Here is a 26,485-nt window from a genome sequence, read left to right on the forward strand (position 1 = left end):
CTTGCTCCCGCTTGGGTGCGCAGCGCCCACAAAAGCTTTGGGGCTGCTGCGCAACCCAGCGGGAGCAAGCTCCCTCGCCACAGGTGGTGTATTGGCAACGCATCTAAACCGCCGCCGAGCCGACACGGCCCTTGCGCAGTGCATCGATGACCGCTTCTTTCGGGCCGTCGGCGACGACCCGGCCGTTGTCCAGCACCAGCAAGCGGTCCACCAGACTCAGCATTGAAGTGCGGTGGGTGACCAGCAGCAGCGTCTTGCCTTGCACCCAGCCGTGCAGCTTCTGCCGCAGGAGGTCTTCACTGCTGTTGTCCATGGCACTGGTGGGTTCGTCGAGCAGCATGATCGGCGGGTCAAGCAACAGTGACCGCGCCAGCAACACCGCCTGACGCTGGCCACCAGAAAGCAATTGCCCGCGTTCCCCAACCGGCCGGTCGAAGCCTTGCGGATGCTGACGCGCAAGTTCGGTAACGCCGGTCAGTTCGGCGACTTCGAGCATCCGCGAATCGCTGATGTAACGTGCGCCGAGGGTCAGGTTGTCGCGCAGGCTGCCGGCCAGCAGCGGCAGGTCGTGGGCGACGTAGCCGATTTGCTGGCGCAGGTCTGCCACGTCGAGTTGGCGCAGGTCGAGGCCATCGAGCAGCAACTGGCCTTCCTCGGGTTCATAGAAGCCCATGACCAATCGCGCCAAGGTGCTTTTACCCGAACCACTGCGGCCGATGATGCCGACCCGTTCACCGGGTTTCAGGCTGAAGCTGACATTGCTCAGTGCCGGCGCATTCTGGCCGTTGTAATGAAAGGTCACGCCGCTGACGTCGAGCGCGCCTTGCAGTTGTGTGCGCTCCAGCGGCCGCTGCTTGCCGTCGCGTTCCTGCGGCAGGGCCATCAGCGCATCGGTGCTTTTCATGGTCAGCTGCGCTTGCTGATAGCGGGTGATCAGCCCGGCAATCTGCCCCAGCGGCGCAAGTACACGGCTGCCGAGCATGTAACTGGCGACCAGCGCACCGACGCTGAGGTTGCCGGCGATGATGCTGTAGACCCCGGCAACAATCGTCGCCATCCCGGAAAACTGTTGAATGAACAACGTACCGTTGGTGGCCAGCGCCGACAGGTTGCGCGCATGGCTGTCGAGGCGGGTGAGGGCGCCGTGGGTGCTTTCCCATTTGTGCTGGCGCTCGCTTTCGGCGCTGCAGGCCTTGAGGGTTTCCAGGCCACCGAGGGTTTCGATCAGCACTGCCTGGCGTTCGGCACCGAGGCTCAGGCTCTTCTGCACGGTGTCACGCAGGCGCACCTGGATGATCATGGCGAAGACAATGGTAATGGGGAACGCCAGCAGCGGAATCACCACCAGCCAGCCGCCGAGCAGGCCGATCACCACCAGCATCAGCACCACGAAGGGCAGGTCGATCAGGCTGGTCAGGGTCACCGCCGTGAGAAATTCACGCAGGCCTTGAAAGTCATGAATGCTCTGGGCGAAACCGCCGATGGTTGCCGGCCGCGCCTTCATCGACATACCGGTGATGCGTTCGAATAACGTCGCGGAAAGGATCACATCAGTTTTCTTGCCGGCCGTGTCGAGCAAGTGCGCGCGCACCACCCGCAACACCAGTTCGAAACCGGTGCCGATCAACAGTCCGATCGACAGCACCCACAAAGTCGAGGTGGCCTGATTCGGCACCACGCGGTCGTAGGTCTGCATGACGAACAACGGCACCATCAGGCCTAACAGGTTGATCAGGAAACTGGCGAGAATCGCATCGCTGTAGAGCCATTTCGACAGTTTCAGGGTGTCACGAAACCATGCATGCACCCGTGGCACCAGCGGCGAGCGCAGGTCTTCGAGTTCGTGGCGCGGACGGGCGAACAAGGCCTGGCCGCTGTAGTGTTCGGCGAGTTCTTCACGGCTGATCCATTGCTCGCCGCCATCGGCTTCACTGGGCAGAATCAGCGCTTTGCCGTCATCGCTGAAACGCCGCAACACGGCGGTGCGGCCGTCGTTGAGCAGCAGCAGAATCGGTAGGTTGAGCGGTGAGATGTCTTTCAGATCACGGCGCAGAATCCGTGCCTGCAACCCGGCCCGGGCGGCAGCGCGGGGCAGCAGGTCGAGGCTCAGGCGCTGCTTGTTCAGGGGCAGCCCGGCACTCAGGCTGGCGCGACTCACCGTCGCGCCATGCAGTTTGCAGAGGATCAACAGACCGTCGAGTAACGGATCATCGAAGCTCAGCCGCGGATCGACCCCGGAATGGCCGGGTTCCATGCTGGTCATATTGATCGCCTCTTAAGACTTGCCCAAAACCTGTGGCGAGGGAGCTTGCTCCCGCCGGGCTGCGCAGCAGCCCCATGGAACTAACGGTATCGGCAATGTGAGCGCTGCGCACTCAAGCGGGAGCAAGCTCCCTCGCCACAAAGTTTTGCTTACTTCAGCTCGGGCAGGCGCGCTTCGTTTTTCACTTCGGTTGCCGCAATCGCATCGGCCGGCAGCACCACCCGTTGTTTACTCAGCAACTGGCCCATGTTCGCCAGCACGCGGTACATCGAATACTCCTCGGTGTAGCGGATTTCGGTGTAACGACGGTTGGCGTTGTAGAGCTCGTTTTCACTGTCGAGCAAGTCGAGCAGGGTGCGTTGGCCGAGGCCGAACTGATCCTGATACGCGGCGCGCACGCGTTTGGTGGTTTCGGCGTATTCGCGAGCAGTCGGGGTCTGCTTCTTCGCGTTTTCCATGGCGTTCCAGGCCAGGCGAATGTTCTCGTTGAGCTGACGCAGGGCGTTGTTGCGGATGTCCATGGCCTGATTGATCTGGTGTGCATCGGAGGCCAGTCGCGCCTTGTCGCTGCCGCCACGGAACAGGTTGTAGTTCATCACCACGCCCACCCGCCATTCGTTGTCGTGGCCTTCATCGCCTTGCACGTTGTTATTCGCGCCGACGGCGGCTTCGGCATCGAAGCGTGGGTAGAACGGCGATTTGGCGACTTCGTACTGGCTCTCGGCCGACTGCACATCAGCCTGGGCGGATTTCAGATACGGGTTGTTGTCGACCATGCTCTGCTGGGCTTCACGCAATTCGGTCGGCAGTTCGCCACGGGTCGAGGCCGGCGTTTCCAGCTCGTCGGGCATGCGCCCGACCACGCTGTAGAAGTTGGCTTCGGCGTCAGACAGATCGACTTCGGCGGTGTCGAGGTTGTTCTGCGCCAACGCCTTACGCGCAACCGATTGATCGGAGTCGGCGGTGCTGCCGACGCCGCGTTCGGTGCGCAGGCCGATCTGATCGTTAACCCGCAAATGCGCTTGCAGGTTGTTGCGGGCCAGTGTCACCAACTCGCGGCGCTTGAGCACTTCGAGGTAGACCTCGATGGTGCGCAGGGCCAGATCTTGCGCGGTGCCTTGCGCGTAGTAAGCGCGCGAATTGGAGACGCCTTTGGTGCGCTCGACTTCGTTGGCGGTGTTGAAGCCGTCGAACAGCATCTGCCGCAGGCGCAGCTCGGACTGGGTGTAATTGAGGATTTCGGTATTGTGATTACCGAAGGCCCGGGTGTTGGTGTTGTCGCTGTAGCCACGGCCATAGGCGGCGTTCAAATCGACGGACGGATAGAAGCCGCCCTTGGCGACTTTGACTTGCTCATCAGCAGACAGGCGGGCGTCCACGCGCGAGGCCAGTTCCGGATGAGTGGCGATGGTGCTTTGAATCGCCTCGGTGAGGTTCATGGCCTGAGCTTGAGAAGTGCAAGCCATGGCCAGCAAAACCGCGCTGCAGAGGGGGGTTAGAACGCGCATGGGTGCATCTCCCTGAGTCCTGATGGTGTGTTACTGTCGCCAAATATTTGACGATATTTTTAGGTGTAGGCGTTTCACTCTTGTAACAACAGAGCTAAGAACATCCTGAAGCGTAGCTAAGAAAAAATTTTCATAAGGCTTATGCCGAAAAAAACTTATGCGCTTTGTAAAAACCGGCACATTGTTCAGCATGAAAGCCTTTGTTTTATGCGCTTTAGGGAGTGCAAAAAGGCTTGAGGAAAGTTCCATTCACTTTGCGACATACGGCGAAGTACTGCTGAAGGGGAGGGACGCGTAGCGGCTGATGGGCGACAGATTTTTGTCACTCGAGTGATTCACCACCGTTACGTAGCGTTAGTAGGCGTATGGCTTTGATCAGGATCCGGAAGTGCTTGATAGCACTGATGTTTCCGGCAATAAGCCACCTGCGAAACGAACTGTTGAAGGTGCGAGCGTCGCCTCCAACAACCCGATTGAGCCATGGGCTGCTTCGCTTACCAGTGCCGACGGTGGTCGGCAGCGGAGGATTTCACATGGCAACGCTCATCGGGATAGTCACCAAAGTCATTGGCCAGGTTTTCGCCCAGTCAGCCGACGGCACTAAACGCGCACTGGTTGAGGGGGATCGCCTGTTTCTCGGCGATCAACTGATCACCGGCGCAGAAGGCGCCGTCGCCGTTCATCTGCAAAACGGCCAGGAACTAACCCTGGGCCGTGACAGCAGCCTGACCATGACCGGCCAATTGCTGGCCGATCAAGCGGCGCACGTGAATGCGCCAGAGGCGGTGACCCCGAGCGAAGCGCAACTGACTGACGTTGAGCAAATCCAGAAAGCCATCGCCGCCGGTGATGACCCGAGCAAAAACGCCGAAGCCACTGCCGCCGGCCCGAATGCCCCGGGCGGGGCGCCGGGTGAATTGGGCGGCGGCCACAGTTTTGTCTTGCTGACCGAAGTCGGCGGCCGGGTCGACCCGATCATCGGTTTCCCCACGGCCGGGTTCAACGGCATTCCCGAATTCCCCGAAGAACGTCATAACGCGGTGATCGACAACGGCGACAACACCCCGGCAGTCGTGGTGCCGCCACCGGTCAACAATCCGGTGACCCTCACTGGCCTGAACGTGGCTGGCGGCGAACTCAATCTCAATGAAGCCAATCTGCCCGAGGGTACGGCCGCCAACCCTGGCGCCCTGACGCAGAGCGGCAGTTTCACCGTGTCGGCACCGGACGGTCTGACCAGCCTGAGCATAGGCGGCATCAACCTGATCAACGGCGGTGTAGCGGTCGGATTTCCGCAATCGATCACCACGCAACTGGGCAACACCCTGACCATCACCGGTTACAACCCGGCGACGGGCGTGGTCAGTTACAGCTACACCCTCAACGGCAACGAAAGCCACGCGGCCGGCGACGGTGCGAACAACCTCAGCGAACAGTTCACGGTGATTGCCGGCGACAGCAATGGCGACACCGCGACCGGTACGCTCGACGTCAACATCACCGACGACGTGCCGAAAGCGTTCGATGACAGCAATGGCACGGCGTCGGAAACCCAACTGACGCTGACCGGCAATGTGCTGACCAATGACGTGCAAGGTGCCGACCGTGTGCCCGCCGGACCAGTGACTCCGGGCACCTTCACCGGGACTTACGGCACCTTGGTGCTGAACGCCAACGGCACGTACACCTACACCCTGAACACCAACGACGCGGATTTCAAAAACCTGCACGGCGGCGGCAACGGCACAGAAACCTTCGCCTACACCATTACCGATTCGGATGGCGATACCAGCACCGCCAACCTCGTCCTGCAGATCCACAACAACGACGATCCGGTGGTCATCAATGGCCTGAACGTCGAAGGCGGGGAGCTGACGGTCTACGAGAAAAACCTCAGCGACGGCAGTACACCGGATTCCACCGCGCTGACCCAAAGCGGCACCTTCACCATCACCGCACTCGATGGCGTGACGACACTGACCGTCGGCGGCATCGCTGTCGTTACCAACGGCGTGGCCGCAGGTTTCCCGCAATCGGTCACTACGCCATTGGGCAGCACCCTGACCATCACCGGTTTTAACGCCACCACCGGCGTGGTCAGCTACAGCTACACCCTGGTCGATAACGAAGCCCACCCAACCGCCAACGGCGCGAACAATCTGCCAGAGCAGTTCGCCGTCACCGTGGTCGACGATAACGGCACCACCGCCAATGGCACGCTGGACGTGAACATCGTCGACGATGTTCCCCGTGCGGTTGACGACGCCAATGGCACCGCCTCGGAAACCTTACTGACCCTGACCGGCAACGTCCTGACCAACGACGTGCAAGGCGCGGATCGCGTACCCACCGGTCCCGTTACGCCGGGCACGTTCAGCGGGACTTACGGCACCCTGGTGCTCAACGCTGACGGCACTTACACCTACACGCTGAACACCAACGATGCCGACTTCAAAAACCTGCACGGCGGCGGCAACGGCACAGAAACCTTCGCCTATACCATCACCGATGCGGATGGTGATACCAGCACCGCCAACCTCGTCCTGCAGATCCACAACAACGACGATCCCGTGGTTATCAGCGGCCTCGATGTCAACGGCGGCGAACTCACCGTTTACGAGAAAAACCTCGGCGATGGCAGTGCACCCGATTCCACCGCGCTGACGCAGAACGGCACCTTCACCATCACCGCACTCGATGGCGTGACGACTCTGACTGTCGGCGGCATCGCTGTCGTTACCAACGGCGTGGCCGCAGGTTTCCCTCAATCGGTCACCACACCCTTGGGCAGCACGCTGACGATTACCGGTTTCAACGCCACCACCGGCGTGGTCAGCTACAGCTACACCCTGATCGATAACGAAGCTCATCCAACCGCCAACGGCGCGAACAATCTGCCTGAGCAGTTCGCCGTCACCGTGGTCGATGACAACGGCACCACCGCCAACGCCACCCTCGACGTAAACATCGTCGACGACCTGCCGAAAGCCGTGGATGACAGCAACGCGACGACGGCCTCGGAAAGCCAACTCACGCTGACCGGCAACGTCCTGACCAACGACGTGCAAGGTGCGGATCGCGTACCGACCGGTCCCGTTACGCCGGGCACGTTCAGCGGCACTTACGGCACCTTGGTACTCAACGCCAACGGCACCTACACCTACACCCTGAATACCAACGACGCAGACTTCAAAAACCTGCACGGTGGCGGCAACGGCACGGAAAACTTCGCCTACACCATTACCGATTCGGACGGTGATACCAGCACCGCCAACCTCGTCCTGCAGATCCACAACAACGACGATCCCGTGGTCATCAGCGGCCTCGACGTGAATGGCGGCGAACTCACCGTTTACGAAAAAAACCTCAGCGACGGCAGCGCACCGGATTCCACTGCGCTGACCCAAAGCGGCACCTTCACCATCACCGCACTCGATGGCGTCACAACCCTGACCGTCGGCGGCATCGCTGTCGTCACCAACGGCGTAGCGGCAGGTTTCCCGCAGTCGGTCACCACGCCATTGGGCAGCACTCTGACCATCACCGGTTTTAACGCCACCACCGGCGTGGTCAGCTACAGCTACACCCTGGTCGACAACGAAGCCCACCCAACCGCCAACGGCGCGAACAATCTGCCAGAGCAGTTCGCCGTCACCGTGGTCGATGACAACGGCACCACTGCCAACGCCACCCTCGACGTGAACATCGTCGATGACTTGCCGAAAGCCGTGGATGACAGCAACGCCGGCACCGCGTCGGAAACTCTGCTGACCCTGACCGGCAACGTCCTGACCAACGACGTGCAAGGCGCCGACCGCGTACCGACCGGCCCCGTCACTCCTGGCACGTTCACCGGCACTTACGGCACCCTCGTGCTCAACACCAACGGCACTTACACCTATACGCTGAACACCAACGATGCCGACTTCAAAAATCTGCATGGTGGCGGCAACGGCACGGAAAACTTCGCCTACACCATTACCGATTCGGACGGTGATACCAGCACCGCGAACCTGGTGCTGAACATCCACAACAACGACGATCAGGTCTACCTCAACGGCCTCGACGTCAACGGTGGCGAACTCACCGTTTACGAGAAAAGCCTCAGTGACGGCACCAGCCCCGACACCCCGGCGCTGACCCAGAGCGGCACCTTTACCGTGACGGCCCTCGATGGTCTGCAAACCCTGACCGTGGGCGGCATCAGCGTGGTGAGCGGCGGCGTGGCCGCAGGCTTCCCGCAATCGATTGTCACGCCGCTCGGCAGCACTTTGACGATCACCGGTTACGACCCGGCCACTGGTGTCGTGAGTTACAGCTACACCCTGGTCGATAACGAAACCCATCCGAACGCCAACGGCGCCAACAGCATCACCGAGAACTTCAACGTCGTCGCCACGGACACCGATGGCAGCACGGCCAACGGTCAGATCAACGTCAACATCGTCGATGATTTGCCCAGCGCCCATCCTGACGCCGCCTCGGTGGCGGAGGGCGGCACGGTCAGCGGCAATGTGCTGAACAATGACATCGGCGGCGCCGACGGCCCGGCCGTGACTGGCGCGGTGGTCGGCGTGCGTGCCGGCGCCGACACCTCGACTTCGGCTATCGGCGGCCTCAACAGCAACATCAACGGCACCTACGGTTACCTGACCCTGGACGCCAACGGCAACGCCGTCTACCACAGCAATCCGAATGCGGTGAACGGCCCGGGCGCGGTGGATGTGTTCACCTACACCGTGCGCGATTCCGACGGCGATGAAAGCACCACCACCATCACCATCGATGTCGCCAACAGCAAACTGTATGCAACCAGTGATACCGACGTCACTGTCTACGAGAAGGCGCTGGACCTGACCAAGGACGGCGCGGATCTGGCGCCCGGTACGGTCACCGGCAGCGACCCGACCAGCACCGGCGAAACCGCATCCGGCACCTTGGTCGGTTCGGTCACCGGTGCGGTCGGCGCGATCAGCTATGCCTTGGTCGGCAGTGCCACCGGCAACTACGGGCAGATCGTCCTCAACCCCAACGGCACCTACACCTACACGCTGACCTCACCGGCAAGCACCACGCCGCATGCCGATGACGGCGCCAACACCCTGAGCGAAACCTTCACCTATCAGGCCACCGATTCGCTCGGCAACATCGTCACCAGTACCCTCGTCGTCAGCATCGTCGACGACGTGCCAAAAGCCGTGAACGACAGCAACGCCAACAGCGCTTCGGAAACGCAGCTGACCCTGACCGGCAATGTGCTGACCAACGATGTGCAAGGCGCCGATGTGGTTGCGACCGGACCGAATGCCGGGCCGATCACCGCCGGCACGTTCACCGGCACCTACGGCACGCTGGTGCTTAACGCCAACGGCACGTACACCTACACGCTGAACCCCAACGATGCCGACTTCAAAAACCTGCATGGCGGCGGCAACGGCACCGAGACGTTCACCTATACCCTGACCGATGCCGACGGCGACACCAGCACCGCCAACCTGGTGCTGAACATCCACAACAACGACGATCCGGTGGTGCTCAACGGCCTCGACGTCAATGGCGGCGAACTCACCGTCTACGAGAAAAATCTCAGCGACGGCACCAGCCCCGACACCCCGGCGCTGACCCAGAGCGGCACCTTCACCGTCACCGCGCTCGATGGTCTGCAAACCCTCACCGTCGGTGGCATTGCCGTGGTGACCAACGGTGTCGCCGCAGGCTTCCCGCAATCGGTGGTTTCGCCGCTGGGCAGCACCTTCACCGTCACCGGTTACAACCCGGCGACCGGTGTCGTCAGTTACAGCTACACCCTGGTCGACAACGAAACCCACCCGACCGCTAACGGCGCCAACAGCATTACCGAGAACTTCAACGTGGTGGCCACGGACACCGACGGCAGCACCGCCAACGGCCAGATCAACGTCAACATCATCGATGACCTGCCGACCGCCAAACCTGACACCGGCGCGGTGGCCGAGGGCGGTACGGTCAACGTCAGCGTGCTGGGCAATGACATCAGCGGTGCCGATGGTGCGGCCACGGTGGTCGGTGTGCGTGCCGGCAGCAATACCGGCACCTCGGCCATCGGCGGTCTCAACAGCAACATCAATGGCAACTTCGGTTACCTGACCCTCGATGCGGCCGGCAACGCCGTCTATCACAGCAACCCGAACTCGGTGAGCCCTCCGGGTGCCACCGACACCTTTACTTACACCATCCGCGACAGCGACGGCGATGAAAGCACCACGACCATCACCATCAACGTCGCCGACAGCAAACTGGTGGCGTCGGTCGATCAGGACGTGACGGTGTATGAAAAAGCCCTCGACCTGACCAAGGACGGCGCGGATCTGGCCCCCGGTACGGTCACCGGCAGCGATCCGGGCAACACCGGCGAAACCGCCACCGGCACGCTGGTCGGTGCGGTCACCGGCGGCACGGGCGCAATCACTTACACCTTGGTCGGCAGCGCCACCGGCAGCTACGGGCAGATTCAGCTCAACGCCGACGGTACCTACACTTACACGCTGACCTCGGCACCGAAAACCACACCGAGCGCCAACGACGGGGCGAATACCCTGAGCGAAAGTTTCACATACCAAGCCACTGATGCGCTGGGCAACAGCACCACCAGCACCCTTGTGGTCAACATCGTCGATGACGTACCAAAAGCGGTGGCCTCGGATCGTTCGGTAGCGGCGGTGGAGATCGATTCCAACCTGCTCATCGTCCTCGACATCTCCGGCAGTATGGCCGATGCCTCCGGCGTACCGGGCCTGTCGCGGCTGGACCTGGCCAAGCAGGCGATCAGTGCCTTGCTCGACAAGTACGATGACCTCGGCGATGTCAAAGTCCAGCTCGTCACCTTCAGCAGCAACGCCACTGACAGAACGTCGGTATGGGTCGATGTGGCGACCGCGAAGACGATTCTCGCCGGCCTGTCGGCGGGTGGCGGCACCAACTACGACGCCGCGGTGGCGGTGATGCAAACCGCGTTCAACACCTCGGGCAAACTCACTGGGGCGCAGAACGTCGGTTACTTCTTCTCGGACGGCAAACCCAACGAAGGCGACATCAACGCCGCTGACGAAACCGCGCTGAAAAACTTCCTCGATGCCAACAACATCAAGAACTACGCAATCGGTCTGGGCAGTGGCGTGAGCAACGCCAACCTCGATCCGCTGGCGTACGACGGCATTAGCCACACCAACACCAACGCGGTGGTGGTCACCGATCTCAACCAGCTCAATTCGGTACTGTCGGGCACCGTACAGGGCGCACCGGTCACCGGTTCGTTGCTGGGCGAGGGCGGCACCTTCGGCGCCGATGGCGGCTTCATCAAATCCATCGTGGTCGACGGCACCACGTACACCTACGATCCGAAGGCCAACGGCGGCCAAGGCTCACTGGTGCCAAGCGGCGGCGTCAACCACGGCACTTTCAACACCGTGAACAACACGCTGAGCATCGCCACCAACAACAGCGGCACGCTGCTGATCAACCTCGATACTGGCGAATACACCTACACCTCGCAAAAAACCACCGCCGTGGTGATCACCGAGAACATCGGCTTCACCCTCAGCGACAACGACGGCGACCTCGCCAGCTCGACGCTGACCGTGAAAGTGATCCCCAACGCGCCGCCAGTGGCGGCGGACGACCACGTCATCACCAACGTGCTGTCGAGCAACATCGTCGTGCCGGGCGAACTGTTGCTGGCCAACGACACCGATCCGAACGGCGATACCCTCAACGCGACGCCAACCAGTTTCAACACCGGTTGGATCTCGAAAGCGGCGGACTTCACCGGTACCGGCGCGATCAGCTTCACCGGCACCAATGCCAACACCGCCGCCAACCAGAACCTGGCCAACGTGCGCAATGCGTTCTCGGCCAACGCGGCAACCATGACCGCCGTGCTGGTGGTCAGCGGCTACCTCGGTGGGGTGAGCAACAGCAACGCCAACGATGAAGATCGCATCACCGTCAACCTGCGCCAGGGCGAAACCCTCAACCTGGATCACAACCTGGCGGCCGGTAACGTCAGCATGGAGTACTCGATCAACGGTGGCGCGTACATTGCGCTGGCGGACGGCCAAACCCTCACCGCGACGTCGGACGGCGTCTACCAGATCCATATCACCAACATCACCAACCCCACAGGTGGTAACACCAACGGGTCGGAAAACTACCAACTGACCATGACCCTCAACTACGCCGGGGCGCATGACATCACCCCGGACTACCACGGCACCTATACCGCCAACGACAACCACGGCGGCAGCGACACGGCCGCCGTGACCATCAGCTATCAGGATGGCCACACCCTCACCGGCACGGCGGGGGATGACATTCTGGTGGCCGGCACCGGCAACAACATCCTTAACGCGGGCGATGGCAACGACGTGCTCACCGCAGGTTCCGGCAACAACGAACTGCACGGCGGCGCGGGTAACGACTTGCTCTACAGCGGCCCGGGCAATGATCTGCTCGACGGCGGTACCGGCATCGACACCGCGAGCTATGCGCATGCCACCGCCGCGGTGACGGTGAACCTTGGCCTGCTTGGTGCGCAAAACACCCTTGGCGCCGGGACCGACACCCTGACCGGCATCGAGAACCTCGTCGGTTCGAACTTCAACGACACCCTGACCGGCGACAACAATAACAACGTGATCAACGGTGGCCTCGGTAATGACATCCTCAACGGCGGTGGCGGTGACGATCTGCTGATTGGTGGCATGGGCAACAACACGATGACCGGTGGCGCAGGGGCCGACACCTTCCAGTGGCTCAAGGGCAACAGCGGCCATGACCTGATCACCGACTTCACCCCCGGCACCGACAAGCTAGGCCTGTCGCAACTGCTGCAAGGTGAAAACGGCACCACCGCTTCGCTGGACGACTACCTGCACTTCACCGTCTCCGGCAGCGGCGCCTCGGTGATGACCAGCATCGACGTCAGCGCCATGGCTGGCGCCACGCCGAACCAGACCATCGACCTCGCCGGCGTCAACCTCGCCAGCCATTACGGCGTGACCCCGGGGGCGGGCGGGATGATCGCCAGCGGGCACGACACGGCGACGATCATCAGCGGGATGCTGAATGATCATTCGTTGAAGGTGGATACGGTTTGATCGAGGGCTGAAACGAAAAAAACCCGCCGCCCCGAATGATCGGGACGGCGGGTTTTTCATATCAACCGATGCTCCCGGTTGCGCGGGACAACGGATTTTCATACCGACCGCTGCCCCGATTACTCCGGACTTATCCCCGACCGCCAATCCCTGTAGGAGCTGCCGCAGGCTGCGATCTTTTGATGTTGCTTAACAAACAGGATCAAAAAGTCGCAGCCTGCGGCAGCTCCCGTGACGTTCTGTTTTGCTGTGGCGAGGGGATTTAGCGAAACGTCGCACCTTCCCGATGGGGTGGACAGCAGAGTCGGAATATACGAGTGCTGTGCAGTCGAGCGGGAGTAACCACACGTTCCTCTAACATCACGCGAGCCTTCTTACGATGATGTTGTCGATCTGATAGTCATTTCCTCCATCAGCGCCCGAACCGCTCCCTCGATCCTGATGGCTGAAAATCGAAATAGTCTGATTACCTGTTTTTGATACAGAGAAAGAAGCCACTCTTTCAATCCATTGCCCCGACTTCGGAACTGTTGCAGCGGGAAGAATTGTCTGTCCGGAGTTCAGCGCGACTGAAAAACTGGGTAAGAGGTAAGCGACGGGACCGTTATTGCGTACCTTGATACTGAATGAGTAGGTCCGTCCTGCCGTGAACATGAATGTTTGGCTGAACACTGTCCCCGCAAACCCTGCTGGGCCTATGGCCGTATCATGCTGGAACAGCCCGGCAGTGATCCTTCCATAGCGTCCAGCAGATCCTGTTGCCCAATTACCAGCTGTGCCGTTGGCAAAATCAGTGACAGAGTCTTTCCAAGCATCAGCGTTCACCGTCAATGTCCGAGCGGTCGTTTCAACGCCACTTCCATACAGTGCCTTGATAGTGTAGCGGTGGCCGCCAACCGCTTGAGCAACCAGCGTCTGAGTCCAATTACCAGAGGCGGGAACGCTGATTGTTGCCTTGACTACGCCTTTGTCTCGCAACTCGATCTTTTCTCCCGCTGGCCCTGTGCCGGTGAAAACCAGTGACGTATCCAGCGTAGAGCCGCCATTAGGGATTTCGACGTTACTCGGAGAGCCTTTGACTGAGTCCAGAGTCGGAGCCGGAAGATCAACACGGCTAAGGTGAATGTCCAGTGTCTGCTCAGGTGATTGAGCACGATTTCCCAACTGGTCGATGACGTAGAACTCGGCCACCGCATCGGGGCTGTCACCCGCCTTCTCGAATGTGTCGGTGTACAGTGTGATCGTGATCGGAGCCGGGGCGTCTGGGGCGTCGAATCTGATCACGGTATCGCCAAGCAAAAACTCGATTCGATCGAATGGCCGGCGGTTACTGTAGGTGAACGTGAACAACACGCCTTGCTTTGCCCGAGCGGCATTTACACCATTGGCGATGACGTCGGGTGGAATGCCCAGAACCAGACCTGTCGAAGGACGCAGGTTATACAGCACCCTCAGCTTTCGGGAGGTTTCAGTATTGCCACCTACACGAGTAACTACGTAGTAGAGAATGATGACCCCTTGCAACAAAAACTGGAGTGGCACATATAGAACCACACGCTGATCTTCCTCCCCCGGCGCAATGGTCTTACCTGTGGCGGGACTTGGATTGCCTTCAACGTAGACGTCGATGCGGTCATGGGCTGCTTTGGTCGAGGCAAGCAATTTCAATTCGGACCAAGGATCCGCAAGAATCTCAAGCCCGCGCGAATTGGCACTGGCAAGCGTGCGAGAAACCCCGACGTCAGCGATACCGTCGGGCTTAACTGGCGTCACAGAACCTTGGATGATCAGCGGAAACAGCACAAACAACTGGTTTAAAGCCTTAGACTGGATATCCATAACGCGCTCCTGGATTGACATGAGTATTGCCCAATCGGCATTACCCATCACACACCAGACGGAGACAGCACGCACCTGTCAGATCTGACAGGTGCGTGGACGTTCAAGATGAATGGTCGATCTGAAAGTGGCCGAATTACTGAGTGATCAGTCGTTAACGGTGGTCGGTTTGATCTCGGTTTGAAACGACAAAACCCGCCACCCCGGTTGATGGGGCGGCGGGTTTTTTCTGTCTGATGGTAGGGCGTTGCTCATTCTGGCCCCTTCGCGAGCAGGCTCGCTCCCACATTGGAGTGCGGTTAACTGTGGGAGCGAGCCTGCTCGCGAAAGCGCCAGATCTGACGCCGAATAACTCAGCGGTTGATCACGCCTGCATCAACCCGGCAACTCCAGATTATCGATCACCCGATTCACCGCCAGCTCCCCGAGCATGATCAGTTGCGCGATCCCCAACAGCGTCCTGCGCTGCGACGCGGGTATGAGGTGGGCGAAGTCATGGGCGATGGTTCTGGCTGAGGCGAGTGTTTCGCTGGCATCGGCCAGCAGTTCTTCATTTTTGAAGTCTGCGGTCACGGCGTACATCCGGCGGGTTTTTCGGGGCGGTGGCGTGGAGCCGGGCGGGCAGAGGTAGTGATCGAGGGCGCGGTCGGCGGCTTCGTTGAGCTTTTTCGAGTCGAGGGATTCGTACGGGGAGGTGGGGTCGGTTTCAGGCGGGTTGGGCGTTGGTTTGATCATGGTTAAAGCCTCTAGAGTAGTGAAGCTGCCACCGTTCGCTGCTAACGAAGGAGGTGGCGGCTGTACGCGGGTTAGCAGACCAGGACTCTAGAACCCGGCGCACCGAAGTGCCCCACGCAAAGCCGCCATAACGGCGACGGACTTTGTGCGTCTAGAGAAAACCCGGGCTGCTAAACCCGATCACTGAAAAGTCAGCGACCGAACCACAATAGAACCCGCTCCCAAGGCGCACAAGCCGGCGGATTCTGGCGTAGCTGTAGGCAATTACGCAAGGTCGTGTAGCTTCGGAGAGTGTTTGCATGTCTGGTTTAAACGTGGGTGTTTAAAGTCAAAAGATCGCAGCCTGCGGCAGCTCCTACAGACGATCTTCATGTAGGAGCTGCCGCAGGCTGCGATCTTTTAGCGTTTCAGGATTTGCGCAGGGTTTTCTGCCGCAAGATGTAAAACGTCACCAGCACCGCACTGGTCAACATGAACCCCCGCGCCCATGGCAGTGGCACCAGATAGCACGAGAACAGAATGCTCGCCCACATCAGCCCGATCGCGTAGACCTTGCCCTTGAGCGGAATACCGTTGCCATCGAGGTAATCGCGAATCCACGGCCCAAGGCGCGGATGCTCGACCAGCCAGCGATAAAAACGCGGAGAGCTGCGGGCGAAACACGCGGCTGCGAGCAATAGAAAGGGGGTAGTGGGCAGGACAGGCAGGAAAATCCCGATCACCCCCAATGCGACGCTGAGCCAGCCGATGGCCAGCAGGATGTAGCGCAACATCAGGGGGCGGTTGCCTATGGGGTTGTCCATAGGCCGGATCTTAGTGGTGACGTGGCTTGAGGATCGCCGGTTTTTCGTCTGGTGCCTGGCACAGCAGGTACAGCGCGGTCAGGGCTTCCGGGATCTGTACGATCATGTCGTCCATCAGGTTGGCGTCTTTGGCGATGTCTTCGAACTCTGGCTGTTCGTCGAACAGGCCCGAACCGACCATGATCGGCAGCAACATTTCGCTGACTTCTTCTTCGGCGGTTTCGAACCAGGCGGCTTCACGCAGGAACACGCCTTCCATGAAACCGATGCACCAGCCGCGCAGTTCGGAGTCGTCCGGCTCGTCGCCCAGATCCAGTTCGCATGGCAGTTCGAATTCTTCATCCGAAGCCAGTTGACGGGCGATGTGCGCCTTGAGGCCGATCAGGGTGGCTTCGATCTCTTCGCGCTGGGCGTCGCTGCTGTAATGCGGCTCTTCGGCGAACAGGGCGTCGATCCACTCACGCTCCGGTACGTCTTCTGCGCAGATCGACAGCGCGGTCAGGTAGCCGTGAGCGGCCACGTAATCCAGCGCCTCGTCATGCAGCTCGTCGGCGTCGAGGAAAACTTGCAGGCGGGTCAATTGCTCAGCGAAGGACATTACGGGGCTACCTTGGAGAATAAACAATGCGGGAATTCTAGGCCTTCTTGCGCGCTCAAGCCAGCCGCATGGCAGATTTGCCGCAATTGCCGGACGGCATGCAAACCTTGTGGGAGCGAGCCTGCTCGCGAAAGCGGCGTATCAGGCGCCTTTGTATCGACTGACCCACCGTATTCGCGAGCAGGCTCGCTCCCACATGGGTCGTTGGGAGGCTGCTTACAGAATGTGTCTTATCAGCGGCACCCTGTGCAGGGGAGGGCTCGGGTATACTGCCGCGTTTTGCGATCCCTGCCCGCATCGCGAGTGTCTGGCAATGCGTTCTTACGTTTTGTTTAAGCAGCCCTGGCTGTCCTGAACCAGCCTGTGCAGGGATGTTTCGGTAGATTTTTGGAGTTTTTATGCTCGAACAGGCTCAACGCGTCCTCAAGGACATCTTCGGCTACGACAGTTTCCGTGGCCGTCAGGGTGCAATCATTGAGCGCGTGGCCAGCGGCGGTGATGCGCTGGTGCTGATGCCTACCGGCGGCGGCAAGTCCCTGTGCTTCCAGGTGCCGGCGCTGCTGCGCGAAGGCCTGGCAGTGGTGGTGTCGCCGCTGATCGCGCTGATGGACGATCAGGTCGCCACCCTCGAAGAACTCGGTGTGGCCGCCGCCGCGCTGAACTCCACGTTGAGTGCCGAGCAGCAACGCGATCTTGCCGCGCGAATCAAGCGTGGCGAAGTGAAAATGCTCTATCTGGCGCCCGAGCGTCTGGTGCAGCCACGTATGTTGTCGTTCCTGCAAGGGTTGAACATCGCCCTTTTCGCTATCGACGAAGCCCACTGCGTGTCGCAATGGGGCCACGATTTCCGTCCGGAATACCTGCAATTGGGCCAATTGGCCGAGATGTTCCCCGACGTACCGCGCATCGCGCTGACCGCCACCGCCGACAAGCGTACCCGCGAAGAAATCGTCACCCGCCTGCATCTGCAGAATGCCGAGCGCTTCCTGTCGAGCTTCGATCGCCCGAACATCTTTTACCGCATCGTGCCCAAAGAGCAGCCACGCAAGCAGTTGCTGGCGTTCCTCGCCGAGCGGCGCAGCGATGCAGGCATCGTCTATTGCCTGTCGCGCAAGAAAGTCGAAGAAGTCGCAACGTTTTTGAGCGAGCAGGGCTTCCCGGCGCTGCCGTATCACGCCGGTTTGCCCAATGAGCTACGTGCCTTCAACCAGAAGCGCTTCCTCAACGAGGAAGGCCTGATCATGGTCGCCACCGTGGCGTTCGGCATGGGCATCGACAAGCCCAACGTACGTTTTGTCGCGCACCTCGACCTACCGAAGTCCCTTGAGGCGTATTACCAGGAAACCGGGCGTGGCGGCCGTGACGGCCTGCCAGCGGATGCCTGGATGGCCTACGGTCTGCAAGACGTGGTGATGCTCAAGCAGATGCTGCAAAACTCCGAAGGCGATGAGCGGCACAAGCGTCTGGAGCAGCACAAGCTCGACGCCATGCTGTCGCTGTGTGAAGAAACCCGCTGCCGTCGCCAGACCCTGCTGGCGTACTTCGATGAAGACATGCCCGAGCCGTGCGGCCATTGCGACAACTGTGTCGACGGCGTGCAGACCTGGGACGCCACCGAGCCTGCACGTCAGGCCTTGTCGGCGATTTTCCGTACCGGCCAGCGTTATGGCGTCGGTCATCTGGTCGACGTGCTGCTGGGCAAGGACAACGAAAAAGTCCGCAGCTTCGGCCATCAGCATCTGTCGGTATACGGCGTCGGCAAAGCGTTGAGCGAAAGCGAGTGGCGCTCACTGTTCCGCCAATTGGTCGCGCGGGGCCTGGCGGATGTCGATCACGAAGGTTATGGCGGTCTGCGCCTGAATGACAGTTGCCGGCCATTGCTCAAGGGCGAAGTGACGCTGGAACTGCGCCGTGATCTCAAACCGCAGGTCACCGCCAAAACCGCCAGCAAGAGCCCGGCCAGCCAACTGGTGCGCGGCGAAGAACGCGAACAATGGGAAGCCTTGCGCACCCTGCGGCGCAAGTTGGCCGAAGAGCATGGCGTGCCGCCGTACGTCATCTTCCCCGACTCGACCTTGCTGGAAATGCTCCGCAGCCAGCCAACCTCGCTGGCAGAAATGGCTCGGGTCAGCGGCGTCGGCGCACGCAAGCTGGAGCGCTATGGCGATGCCTTCCTCGAAGTGCTTGGCGGCGAGGCCGAGGCGCCGAAAGTGGTGGCCGATGTGCGCCACGAACTGATCACCCTGGCCCGTGCCGGCATGACCCCGTTGCAGATCGCCGGTCAGTTGCAGTGCTCGGAGAAGAACGTCTACACGATGCTCGCCGAGGCCATTGGCAAGCAGCAGTTGTCGCTGGAACAGGCGTTGGATTTACCGGAAGAGTTGATGGGCGAAGTGCAGGACGCGTTCCTCGATGGCGAAGGCGAGTTGCCGTCGGTCGCCGAAGTCGCCGAGCTGTTTGCCGGTCGTGTACCGGAGGGCGTGCTTTACTGCGTGCGGGCCGCGCTGCAATCTGAATTCGAGATGTGAGGCGACGTTTGCGCCAAGCCTCATACAGTTGTACCGATTCAGTACAGACCGCCACTTGCCTATAACTGCAGCTCATGCTTAGCTGGCTAATAATTAGATTTTCTTTATTTTCAGTCTAACCGTGAGTGTTTTATGCCGTTAACCGATCAACACCGCTTTGGCATGCAACTGGCCCAGATGTCCCGTGGCTGGCGTGCCGAACTGGACCGCCGACTGGCCGGGCTGGGACTGTCCCAGGCGCGCTGGCTGGTGCTGCTGCATCTGGCGCGTTTTGAAGAAGCACCGACCCAGCGGGAGCTGGCGCAGAGCGTCGGCGTCGAAGGTCCGACCCTTGCTCGCTTGCTCGATAGTCTGGAAAGCCAGGGCCTGGTGCAACGCCAGTCCGTGATGGAAGACCGCCGGGCGAAAAAAATCGTCCTCTGTGCGCCGGCCCTGCCGCTGATCGAACAGATCGAAACCATTGCCACACAATTGCGTCACGAACTGTTCGAAGGCGTCGATGAGGCGGATTTGAAGGTGTGCATGCGGGTTCATGGGCACATTCTGGGCAACCTGGAAAAATCTTGAGGCACATCCACGTGCCGTATCTTTGAGAGATCGCGCTGAGCCGACTATAAGAACTACTGGGCAATATCGTGTTCGTACCGGATGTGCGAACGCATAGAAGTCGGTTTTGCTTATTTAAGGGATGCTCATGCTCGCAAGTCGGCACGTGGTACTGCGCGGTGGCGCCAAATGGCTGCTGGTCGCCGGTGTATTCAGCTATTCGGCCTGGTCGATGGCTTTGGGGCTGGGTGAGATCACTGTTCACTCAGGCCTCAATCAGCCGCTCAAGGCCGACATCGCGTTGGTCGATGTCGGTGGGCTGACGCAAAACGATCTGTCGGTGCGCCTGGCCACGGCGGATGAGTTCGCCGAGGCCGGGGTCGAGCGGGTGTTCTTCCTCAACGACCTCAAGTTCATCCCGATCCTGCATGGCAATCGCCAGATGATCCGGGTGACGTCAAGCAAACCGGTCAACGAACCCTTTCTGAATTTCCTCGTGCAGCTCAATCAGCCCAATGGCCATTTGCTGCGTGAGTACACGGTGTTGATCGATCCACCGGGTTCACCGGGGATCGTGCCGGCCACCGATGAGCCGGATCCGCGAGCGCAATCTTCCGCGTTTCCCACCGTCGAGCCTGTCGTGGCAGCGCCGCAGGCACCTCAAGCCAAGCGCGACAACGTGCCCGTACCAGCGCCTGCAACGCCACCCGCCAACGATGCGCAAACCGAGCAACTGGCTGCCAGCGTGTTACTGAATCAGCAACTACAGAAGACCGTCGACGAACTGAACGCAAGACTGCAGACGCAGGATGTGCAGATTGCCGAGGGCAAGAAGCAGATCACTGACTTGCAAACGCGTTTGGCCGAGCTTCAGAAAGCACCGCCACCGACGGTAGTAACCCCCGCACCTGCTCCGGTTGTGGCACCTGTTGAGTCCACTGCTGACGGTTTGAACTGGCCATTGCTTGGCGGCCTGTTGCTGTTGTTGGGGGCCTTGGCCGGGCTGTTTGTGCACCGTCGACGGCAACAGCCGCAACAGGTTGATCAACCGCTGCCACTGTTGCCGCAGGGCGATGAACCTGACGTAGCTGAAGTCGAAAACGCCGAGTCGGTCAGTGCTCACACCTCAGCCCAGCACCGTGAAGAACCGGCTGCGGGCGACGTACTGGAGGCAGTGGGAATCTATCTGGCCTATGGCCGCCTGGGCGAAGCGGCGGGTTTGCTGCGCGATGCCTTGGACAAGGAGCCGGAGCGCACCGATATCGGTTTGCAATTGCTCGAAGTCCTGGGGCGTCAGGGTGATAGCGCCGCGTATGAACTGCAGGAAAGTCATTTGCGGGAACAGGGTGTGGATGCCCAGAGGTTACAGGACGTTCGTGTTCGACATCCGAAACTGGCGGGTGCCGCACCATTGGCCGCAGCACCGCCGGTCATTGCGGCTGTACCCCTTGTTGCAGCTCAACCGGCACCTGAAGATGAGTTCGAGTTGAATCTGGGCGAGTTGTCGATGGATTCCAGTTGGGATCTGGAAGACAGCCGCACAGCCATCACTGAACCAGCGGTAGACACTTCGGCGCTGGGTTCCAGTCTGCAAGTATTGCCTCAGGACTTTGAATTGCCGGAAGCGGCCAGCGAAGACGCCGAACTCGAGTGGATCCCTGAGCCGGACGCCGGGCCGCTGGATGAAGATTTTCTCAACGAGTTTGCCGATACCGAGCCATCACTGGCGTTGCAACCAATGGACTTGCAGGAACCTGAGCCTCTACCCGACGAAAATTCCGGGAAGCTCGAACAAGCGCAGACCTGCATTGATGACGGTGACATCGACAGCGCGATTGCGCTGCTTAATGAGTTGCTCAAGGAAGGCGATGAGCCGTTGAAGCAAACAGCTCGGACGTTGCTGGCGGGGATTCGCTGAACCCATGATCGATTTGCGGTCGAGCTGATACCGCCTTCGCGAGCAGGCTCGCTCCCACAGTTGGAATGCGTTCCCCTGTGGGAGCGAGCCTGCTCGCGAAGACGGAGTGTCAGGCGACCTGATCAGAAGGTCTGGCCAAGATTCAGATACACCGCCTGCTCATTCGCATCATTCAACCCATAACTGAAATTCAACGGCCCCAGCGGCGTGTCAAAACCAATAAACACACTGGCAGCGTTGATGTAACCGCTGTCGAACTCATTGTCGTTGTTCCACGCCCGGCCACGCTCCAGCGAGCCGCCGGCATACAGCGGGAAATCCAGCGGCAGATACGAACGCGGCGTCAACCGGCGGTAGTACACCGCGCGCATCAGGCTGACGTTCTGCCCGGAAATCGCGTCTTCACGGAAACCCGAGAGCTGCCGCGCACCGCCGAGCAGGAAGCTCGACGTCACCACGTTGGCATCGTTCAGAGTACGCCCGTAGCGCCCGCCGAGAATCAGCGTATCCGGGCCACGGCTCATGGCTTTGTCGAGTTTGAATTCCCACTGTCGATAACGCGTGTCCGACCCCAGCCCCGGTTCGAACTGCATCAGCGTCAGGCTGACGTCCTTGCCTTCGTGAGGGAAGTACACATTATCCAGCGAGTCGTACGAGTACTTCAGCGCGTAGAAGCCTTCATTGAAGTTTTCACTCGGCAGATCCTGATCACCAATCCGCACATCGGCCTTGCCCCAGGCCTCACCGACACCGAAACGCACCTCGCCGTTGTTGCCGATCTGGCGCCCGAAGTTCAGGCCGAAGCCGTAACGCTCGACGCGGTACTGCGCGATCGGATCGTTGTCGAGCACCGCCTCAACGTTCTGCGCGTCGAACGAGGCGTATGGCGCGACGAAGTAACGTGAGCCGACGTCCAGCGGTTGATAGAACTCGGTGTACAGCTCTTGTCTGTCGCCAATCTGCGCACGGGTCAGCCATTCCGCGCCGAGGCGGTTGATGCCGTTGATGCGGTAGCTGGCGCCAAGGTTGAAGGCGCTGTCGCCGCGCATGTCATCCGACAGGTTGAGGCCGACGCGCAAATAATCGGTGCCGCTGCGTTTGCCCCGGGCGCTGATCACCAGGGTGTGATCCCGGCCCTTGTGCACCACGCGGTATTGCACCTGCTCGAAGTAGTCGAGGCCATACAGGGTGCCCATGTCCGAATGCAGTCGCCCCAGATCCAGCGGCTCGCCGATGTGCTGGCGGATGTAGTAGCGGATCACGTCGTCGTCGACTTTCGAGTCATTCTCCACGCGGATCGCGGTGATGATCGGCGTACGCTGGCCCGGTGAGCGCGCGGCATTGAGCTCGGCGTCCTGGGATTCGTTGGGTCTGAGCACGGCGAGGCGCGCGTCGAGGATTCGCGTGGCGCGGTAACCGGCGTCGATCATCTCCTGAGCCTTGCCGAAATCGGTGACGCCGAACGCCGCCAGCGCGGGCTGGATCAGCACATCGGAGGATTTCAGCGCGGCCAGTTGTTCTTCGGAGTTACTGCGGGTCATCAGGGTGATCGATTGATTCAGCACATCGACCACGGTGGTCAATTGCTTGCGGTTGCGCAGCGGTGTGCCGATGTCGACGACGATGGCCACATCGACGCCCATTTCCCGCGCGACATCGAGGGGGATATTGTCGGTCATGCCGCCGTCCACCAGCAGCCGGCCATCGAGTTCGACCGGGGCGAACACCGCCGGGATCGACATGCTGGCGCGGATCACCTGGGGCAAGTGGCCTTTGCGGAACACCACTTTTTCGCCATTGGCAATGTCGGTGGCCACGGCGCGGAACGGGATCGGCAGCTTGTCGAAATCCCGGGTGTCGCTGGTGTGGGCCAACAGGCTCTCCAGCAGCAGCGAAAGGTTCTGGCCCTGAATCACACCCAGAGGCAGACCGAGGCTGCCGTCGTCGCGGAAGCTGAGTTTCTGTTTGACCAGAAAGTCGCGGTCATCCTGTTTGCGTCGAAACGGCACATCTTCACGCGGCGGGGCGTCTGACAGCGCGGCTTGCCAGTCGATGTTCGACGCGAGTTTTTCCAGCTCATCGATCCTGTAGCCCGAGGCGTACAGGCCGCCGACCACCGCGCCCATGCTGGTGCCGGCAATCGCATCGATCTTGATGCCTTGTTCTTCCAGGGCTTTGAGCACGCCGATGTGCGCCAGTCCGCGCGCGGCGCCGCCGGACAGCACCAGACCGACTTTCGGTCGCGGCGCGTCACTGGCGTGAACAAACAGTGGCAGGAAACCAAGTAGCAGGCAGAACAGCAGACGGCGCATTGTGAGTCTCGGGGCAAGCGATAAAGCCGGCTATTATAGCGGCGCCCTCTGTCTCAGGAGTTTCAGCGCACATGACTGTCGCAAAAGCAGAAGTTGTCATCACCTATTGCACCCAATGCCAGTGGCTGCTGCGCGCCGCATGGCTGGCGCAGGAACTGCTCAGCACCTTTGGCGACGACCTCGGCAAAGTCTCCCTGGTGCCGGGCACCGGCGGGGTATTTCACATCACCTGCGCCGGCGTGCAGATTTGGGAACGCAAGGCTGACGGCGGTTTTCCCGAGGCCAAGGTCTTGAAACAGCGAGTTCGCGATCAGATCGATCCTGACCGCGACCTCGGTCACAACGACCGTACTCAGTGAGACGCGGCTTCGGCGGCGACGGCTTTCTTGTCGGCGTGGCCTGACATCCGCGCCGACACAACGATGGCGACAATGATCAGCGCGCCGCCGAGCAACATCTTCGGCGTCGGATTTTCATTGAACAGCAGCCAGGCGATGGTGATGCCGTAGACCGGCTCCATGGCAAACACCACCGCCGCCGTGCGCGCCTTGATCACCGCCAGACTGGCGACGAACAGGCTGTGGGCAACGCCGGTGCAGAACACGCCGAGCAGGGCGATCCACAGCCAGTCCAGTGCGCGCACCTCGCTCAGTTGCGGTGCTGCGACCGGCAGCAGACACAACGCCACCACCACGTTTTGGCACAGTGCCGCTTGCACTGCCGGGATGCGCCCGGAGCTGGCGCGGTTGGTCAGCGACAGCAAGGAAAACAGCAGCCCGGAAAGCACCGACCAGAGCAAGCCGATGGTCGCGCCGCTGCCCAGATCGAAAGCCGGCGTCACCAGAATCAGGCCGATGCTCACCAACACCACCAGCAGTATTTCATTGGCGCGGATGCGTTCGCGGAAGATCAGCCCTTCGAGAATCACCGTGAAAGCCGGAAAGCTGGCAAAGCCCAATGTTGCAATGGCGACACCGGCGACCTTCACCGAAACGAAGAAACTCACCCAGTGCCCGGCCAACAGTACGCCGCTGAGGGCGAGGCGGCGCCAGTCCACGGCCTGAAGTTTCTGCCAGCCGTGTTGACTGGCGAACCGGGCGAAAAATGCCAGTGCGAGCACGGCGAAAGCCGCGCGTCCAAAGACGATCACGGCGGGGGAGGCGGCGGCGAGTTTGCCGAACACACCGGTCAGGCCGAACATCAAAGCGCCAATATGCAGAGCGCCGAGGGCGGTACGCGGAGTCATTGCAATCCTTCTATCTCAAACACAATCTCAACTATTGATTGTTCCCACGCAGCAGCGTGGGAATGATCATTTACTGTAGGAGCTGCCGAAGGCTGCGATCTTTTGATCTTGCTTTTAAAAAACAACATCAAAAGATCGCAGCCTTCGGCAGCTCCTACATTTAAGCGTGTAGAGGTCAGTAAGTCTGTCGGCAGACTATCGTCTCTTGTCGCAGGAATCGCGCCGAAGCTGGCCGGGTGATGCACCGAACTCACGCAGGACAGCGGCCGAGAAGGCACTCTGCGAGCTGTAGCCAACGCGACTGGCAATTTCACCCATTGGCAAAACCGTGTCGCGCAGCATTTGCACGGCCAGATGCAAGCGCCGACTGCGAATGTAATCCATCGGCGTCTGTCCGCATTCGGCCATGAACCGTGCGTGCAAGCGCGCGCTGGACAACCCGGCCACGCGCGCCAGATCGGCGACTTGCAGCGGATAAGCGGCGTATTGCTGGATGTGCGCATCCAGCGCGGCATAGGGCAGGCGTCGCGCTGCGAGTTCGGCGGGTTGCGCAAGATTGAGGCTGGCCAGCAGCAACACCGCGCCTTGCTGGGCAATCAATGGATCGCTGACCGGACTGTTTGCCAGCCAACTGACCAACTGACTTTGCCCCGAGTCCAGCGACAGGCGCGCCGGTTGGTCAAGCAAGCGATGACTGGCATCGGCATGTTCGCCCAGTGAATCCGTCAGCCATTGCCCGTCCGGGATATCCAATACCAGACAGCGGCTGCCGTTGGGACTGCCGCAGGCATGATGAGCGCCGGAAGGAATGACCACGAAGCTCTGCTGACGCACCTGACTGCCACTGCCCTCGACCTCGAAATCCAGCGCACCGGACAGCCCGAACACCAACTGTGCGTGGTCGTGGCTGTGGACGATCAAATCGTGGGTGTACTGACGCAGGGTGAGGATCGGTCGCATGGCAGGTCGTCTCCGAAGTGGCCGCCAGTCTACACCGGCGCACACTGGATGCGTTGTCACAGGACTGACTCACGCTTGTCATGGTCGATTAACCG

General features: G+C 60.6%; 14 protein-coding genes. 5 read left to right on the plus strand and 9 right to left on the minus strand.

What is annotated here, in order from left to right:
* Window positions 1-103 precede the first annotated feature (103 nt).
* Together BK670_RS21135 and BK670_RS21140 are read right to left on the minus strand one after the other, a co-directional pair.
* Entirely contained in the window at window positions 104-2,263 is a 2,160-nt protein-coding gene (locus BK670_RS21135) for a type I secretion system permease/ATPase (protein ID WP_123452602.1), read from the minus strand.
* Between the two features lie 149 nt (window positions 2,264-2,412).
* Window positions 2,413-3,771 carry a TolC family outer membrane protein gene (locus tag BK670_RS21140; RefSeq protein WP_123452603.1) on the minus strand — a complete coding sequence of 453 codons (1,359 nt, stop codon included), beginning with the start codon at window positions 3,769-3,771 and terminating at the stop codon, window positions 2,413-2,415.
* A gap of 533 nt (window positions 3,772-4,304) precedes the next feature.
* Here BK670_RS21140 and BK670_RS21145 point away from each other — a divergent pair.
* Window positions 4,305-12,905, plus strand: a complete 8,601-nt coding sequence (locus BK670_RS21145) for a retention module-containing protein (RefSeq protein WP_123452605.1) — start codon at window positions 4,305-4,307, stop codon at window positions 12,903-12,905.
* Window positions 12,906-13,265: 360 nt separating this feature from the next.
* Here BK670_RS21145 and BK670_RS21150 read toward each other — a convergent pair whose 3' ends face one another.
* The 4 genes from BK670_RS21150 to BK670_RS21165 form a co-directional block, all read right to left on the minus strand.
* On the minus strand, window positions 13,266-14,744 hold the full coding sequence (locus BK670_RS21150; protein ID WP_123452607.1) for a hypothetical protein: 1,479 nt from the start codon (window positions 14,742-14,744) through the stop codon (window positions 13,266-13,268).
* 375 nt (window positions 14,745-15,119) lie between these two features.
* Window positions 15,120-15,479: a DUF6124 family protein gene (locus BK670_RS21155; RefSeq protein WP_042558150.1), complete on the minus strand. Its 360-nt coding sequence runs from the start codon at window positions 15,477-15,479 to the stop codon at window positions 15,120-15,122.
* A gap of 407 nt (window positions 15,480-15,886) precedes the next feature.
* Complete coding sequence (locus BK670_RS21160) at window positions 15,887-16,282, minus strand: YbaN family protein (RefSeq protein ID WP_123452609.1); 396 nt, start codon at window positions 16,280-16,282, stop codon at window positions 15,887-15,889.
* 10 nt (window positions 16,283-16,292) lie between these two features.
* Complete coding sequence (locus BK670_RS21165) at window positions 16,293-16,880, minus strand: UPF0149 family protein (RefSeq protein ID WP_016984205.1); 588 nt, start codon at window positions 16,878-16,880, stop codon at window positions 16,293-16,295.
* A gap of 398 nt (window positions 16,881-17,278) precedes the next feature.
* On the opposite strand from BK670_RS21165, the gene recQ reads away from it, so the two are divergent.
* The 3 genes from recQ to BK670_RS21180 all read left to right on the plus strand — a co-directional run bounded on the left by recQ (window position 17,279) and on the right by BK670_RS21180 (window position 21,872).
* Window positions 17,279-19,408 (plus strand): DNA helicase RecQ, encoded by a 2,130-nt coding sequence (gene recQ, locus BK670_RS21170; protein WP_123452611.1) that lies wholly within the window; start codon window positions 17,279-17,281, stop codon window positions 19,406-19,408.
* 132 nt (window positions 19,409-19,540) lie between these two features.
* Window positions 19,541-19,975, plus strand: a complete 435-nt coding sequence (locus tag BK670_RS21175; protein WP_016984207.1) for a MarR family transcriptional regulator — start codon at window positions 19,541-19,543, stop codon at window positions 19,973-19,975.
* Window positions 19,976-20,102: 127 nt separating this feature from the next.
* Window positions 20,103-21,872 (plus strand): motility hub landmark protein FimV, encoded by a 1,770-nt coding sequence (locus BK670_RS21180; protein ID WP_123452849.1) that lies wholly within the window; start codon window positions 20,103-20,105, stop codon window positions 21,870-21,872.
* A 122-nt stretch (window positions 21,873-21,994) separates the two neighbouring features.
* On the opposite strand, the gene BK670_RS21185 is transcribed toward BK670_RS21180, so the two are convergent.
* On the minus strand, window positions 21,995-24,184 hold the full coding sequence (locus BK670_RS21185; RefSeq protein WP_123452612.1) for a patatin-like phospholipase family protein: 2,190 nt from the start codon (window positions 24,182-24,184) through the stop codon (window positions 21,995-21,997).
* Window positions 24,185-24,255: 71 nt separating this feature from the next.
* On the opposite strand from BK670_RS21185, the gene BK670_RS21190 reads away from it, so the two are divergent.
* Window positions 24,256-24,543: an Rdx family protein gene (locus BK670_RS21190; RefSeq protein ID WP_064119599.1), complete on the plus strand. Its 288-nt coding sequence runs from the start codon at window positions 24,256-24,258 to the stop codon at window positions 24,541-24,543.
* Here the strand turns inward: BK670_RS21190 and BK670_RS21195 are convergent.
* The gene (locus tag BK670_RS21195; protein ID WP_123452613.1) at window positions 24,537-25,430 is read right to left on the minus strand and encodes a DMT family transporter; all 894 of its coding nucleotides are present in this window, start codon (window positions 25,428-25,430) and stop codon (window positions 24,537-24,539) included. The genes BK670_RS21190 and BK670_RS21195 overlap by 7 nt on opposite strands.
* A gap of 195 nt (window positions 25,431-25,625) precedes the next feature.
* Window positions 25,626-26,390 carry an AraC family transcriptional regulator gene (locus BK670_RS21205; protein WP_123452614.1) on the minus strand — a complete coding sequence of 255 codons (765 nt, stop codon included), beginning with the start codon at window positions 26,388-26,390 and terminating at the stop codon, window positions 25,626-25,628.
* Window positions 26,391-26,485: the final 95 nt, after the last annotated feature.

The sequence above is a fragment of the Pseudomonas fluorescens genome (assembly GCF_003732425.1).
GTDB classification, from domain to species: Bacteria; Pseudomonadota; Gammaproteobacteria; order Pseudomonadales; family Pseudomonadaceae; genus Aquipseudomonas; species Aquipseudomonas fluorescens_BE.

Excerpts from the sequence above, each read along its gene's own strand:
- BK670_RS21155 (WP_042558150.1), bottom strand. The coding sequence starts at position 15,479 with ATGATCAAACCAACGCCCAACCCGCCTGAAACCGACCCCACCTCCCCG.
- BK670_RS21150 (WP_123452607.1), bottom strand. The coding sequence starts at position 14,744 with ATGGATATCCAGTCTAAGGCTTTAAACCAGTTGTTTGTGCTGTTTCCG.
- BK670_RS21190 (WP_064119599.1), top strand. The coding sequence starts at position 24,256 with ATGACTGTCGCAAAAGCAGAAGTTGTCATCACCTATTGCACCCAATGC.
- BK670_RS21145 (WP_123452605.1), top strand. The coding sequence starts at position 4,305 with ATGGCAACGCTCATCGGGATAGTCACCAAAGTCATTGGCCAGGTTTTC.
- BK670_RS21185 (WP_123452612.1), bottom strand. The coding sequence starts at position 24,184 with ATGCGCCGTCTGCTGTTCTGCCTGCTACTTGGTTTCCTGCCACTGTTT.
- BK670_RS21175 (WP_016984207.1), top strand. The coding sequence starts at position 19,541 with ATGCCGTTAACCGATCAACACCGCTTTGGCATGCAACTGGCCCAGATG.
- BK670_RS21205 (WP_123452614.1), bottom strand. The coding sequence starts at position 26,390 with ATGCGACCGATCCTCACCCTGCGTCAGTACACCCACGATTTGATCGTC.
- BK670_RS21165 (WP_016984205.1), bottom strand. The coding sequence starts at position 16,880 with ATGTCCTTCGCTGAGCAATTGACCCGCCTGCAAGTTTTCCTCGACGCC.
- BK670_RS21195 (WP_123452613.1), bottom strand. The coding sequence starts at position 25,430 with ATGACTCCGCGTACCGCCCTCGGCGCTCTGCATATTGGCGCTTTGATG.
- BK670_RS21160 (WP_123452609.1), bottom strand. The coding sequence starts at position 16,282 with ATGGACAACCCCATAGGCAACCGCCCCCTGATGTTGCGCTACATCCTG.
- BK670_RS21140 (WP_123452603.1), bottom strand. The coding sequence starts at position 3,771 with ATGCGCGTTCTAACCCCCCTCTGCAGCGCGGTTTTGCTGGCCATGGCT.
- recQ (WP_123452611.1), top strand. The coding sequence starts at position 17,279 with ATGCTCGAACAGGCTCAACGCGTCCTCAAGGACATCTTCGGCTACGAC.
- BK670_RS21135 (WP_123452602.1), bottom strand. The coding sequence starts at position 2,263 with ATGACCAGCATGGAACCCGGCCATTCCGGGGTCGATCCGCGGCTGAGC.
- BK670_RS21180 (WP_123452849.1), top strand. The coding sequence starts at position 20,103 with ATGCTCGCAAGTCGGCACGTGGTACTGCGCGGTGGCGCCAAATGGCTG.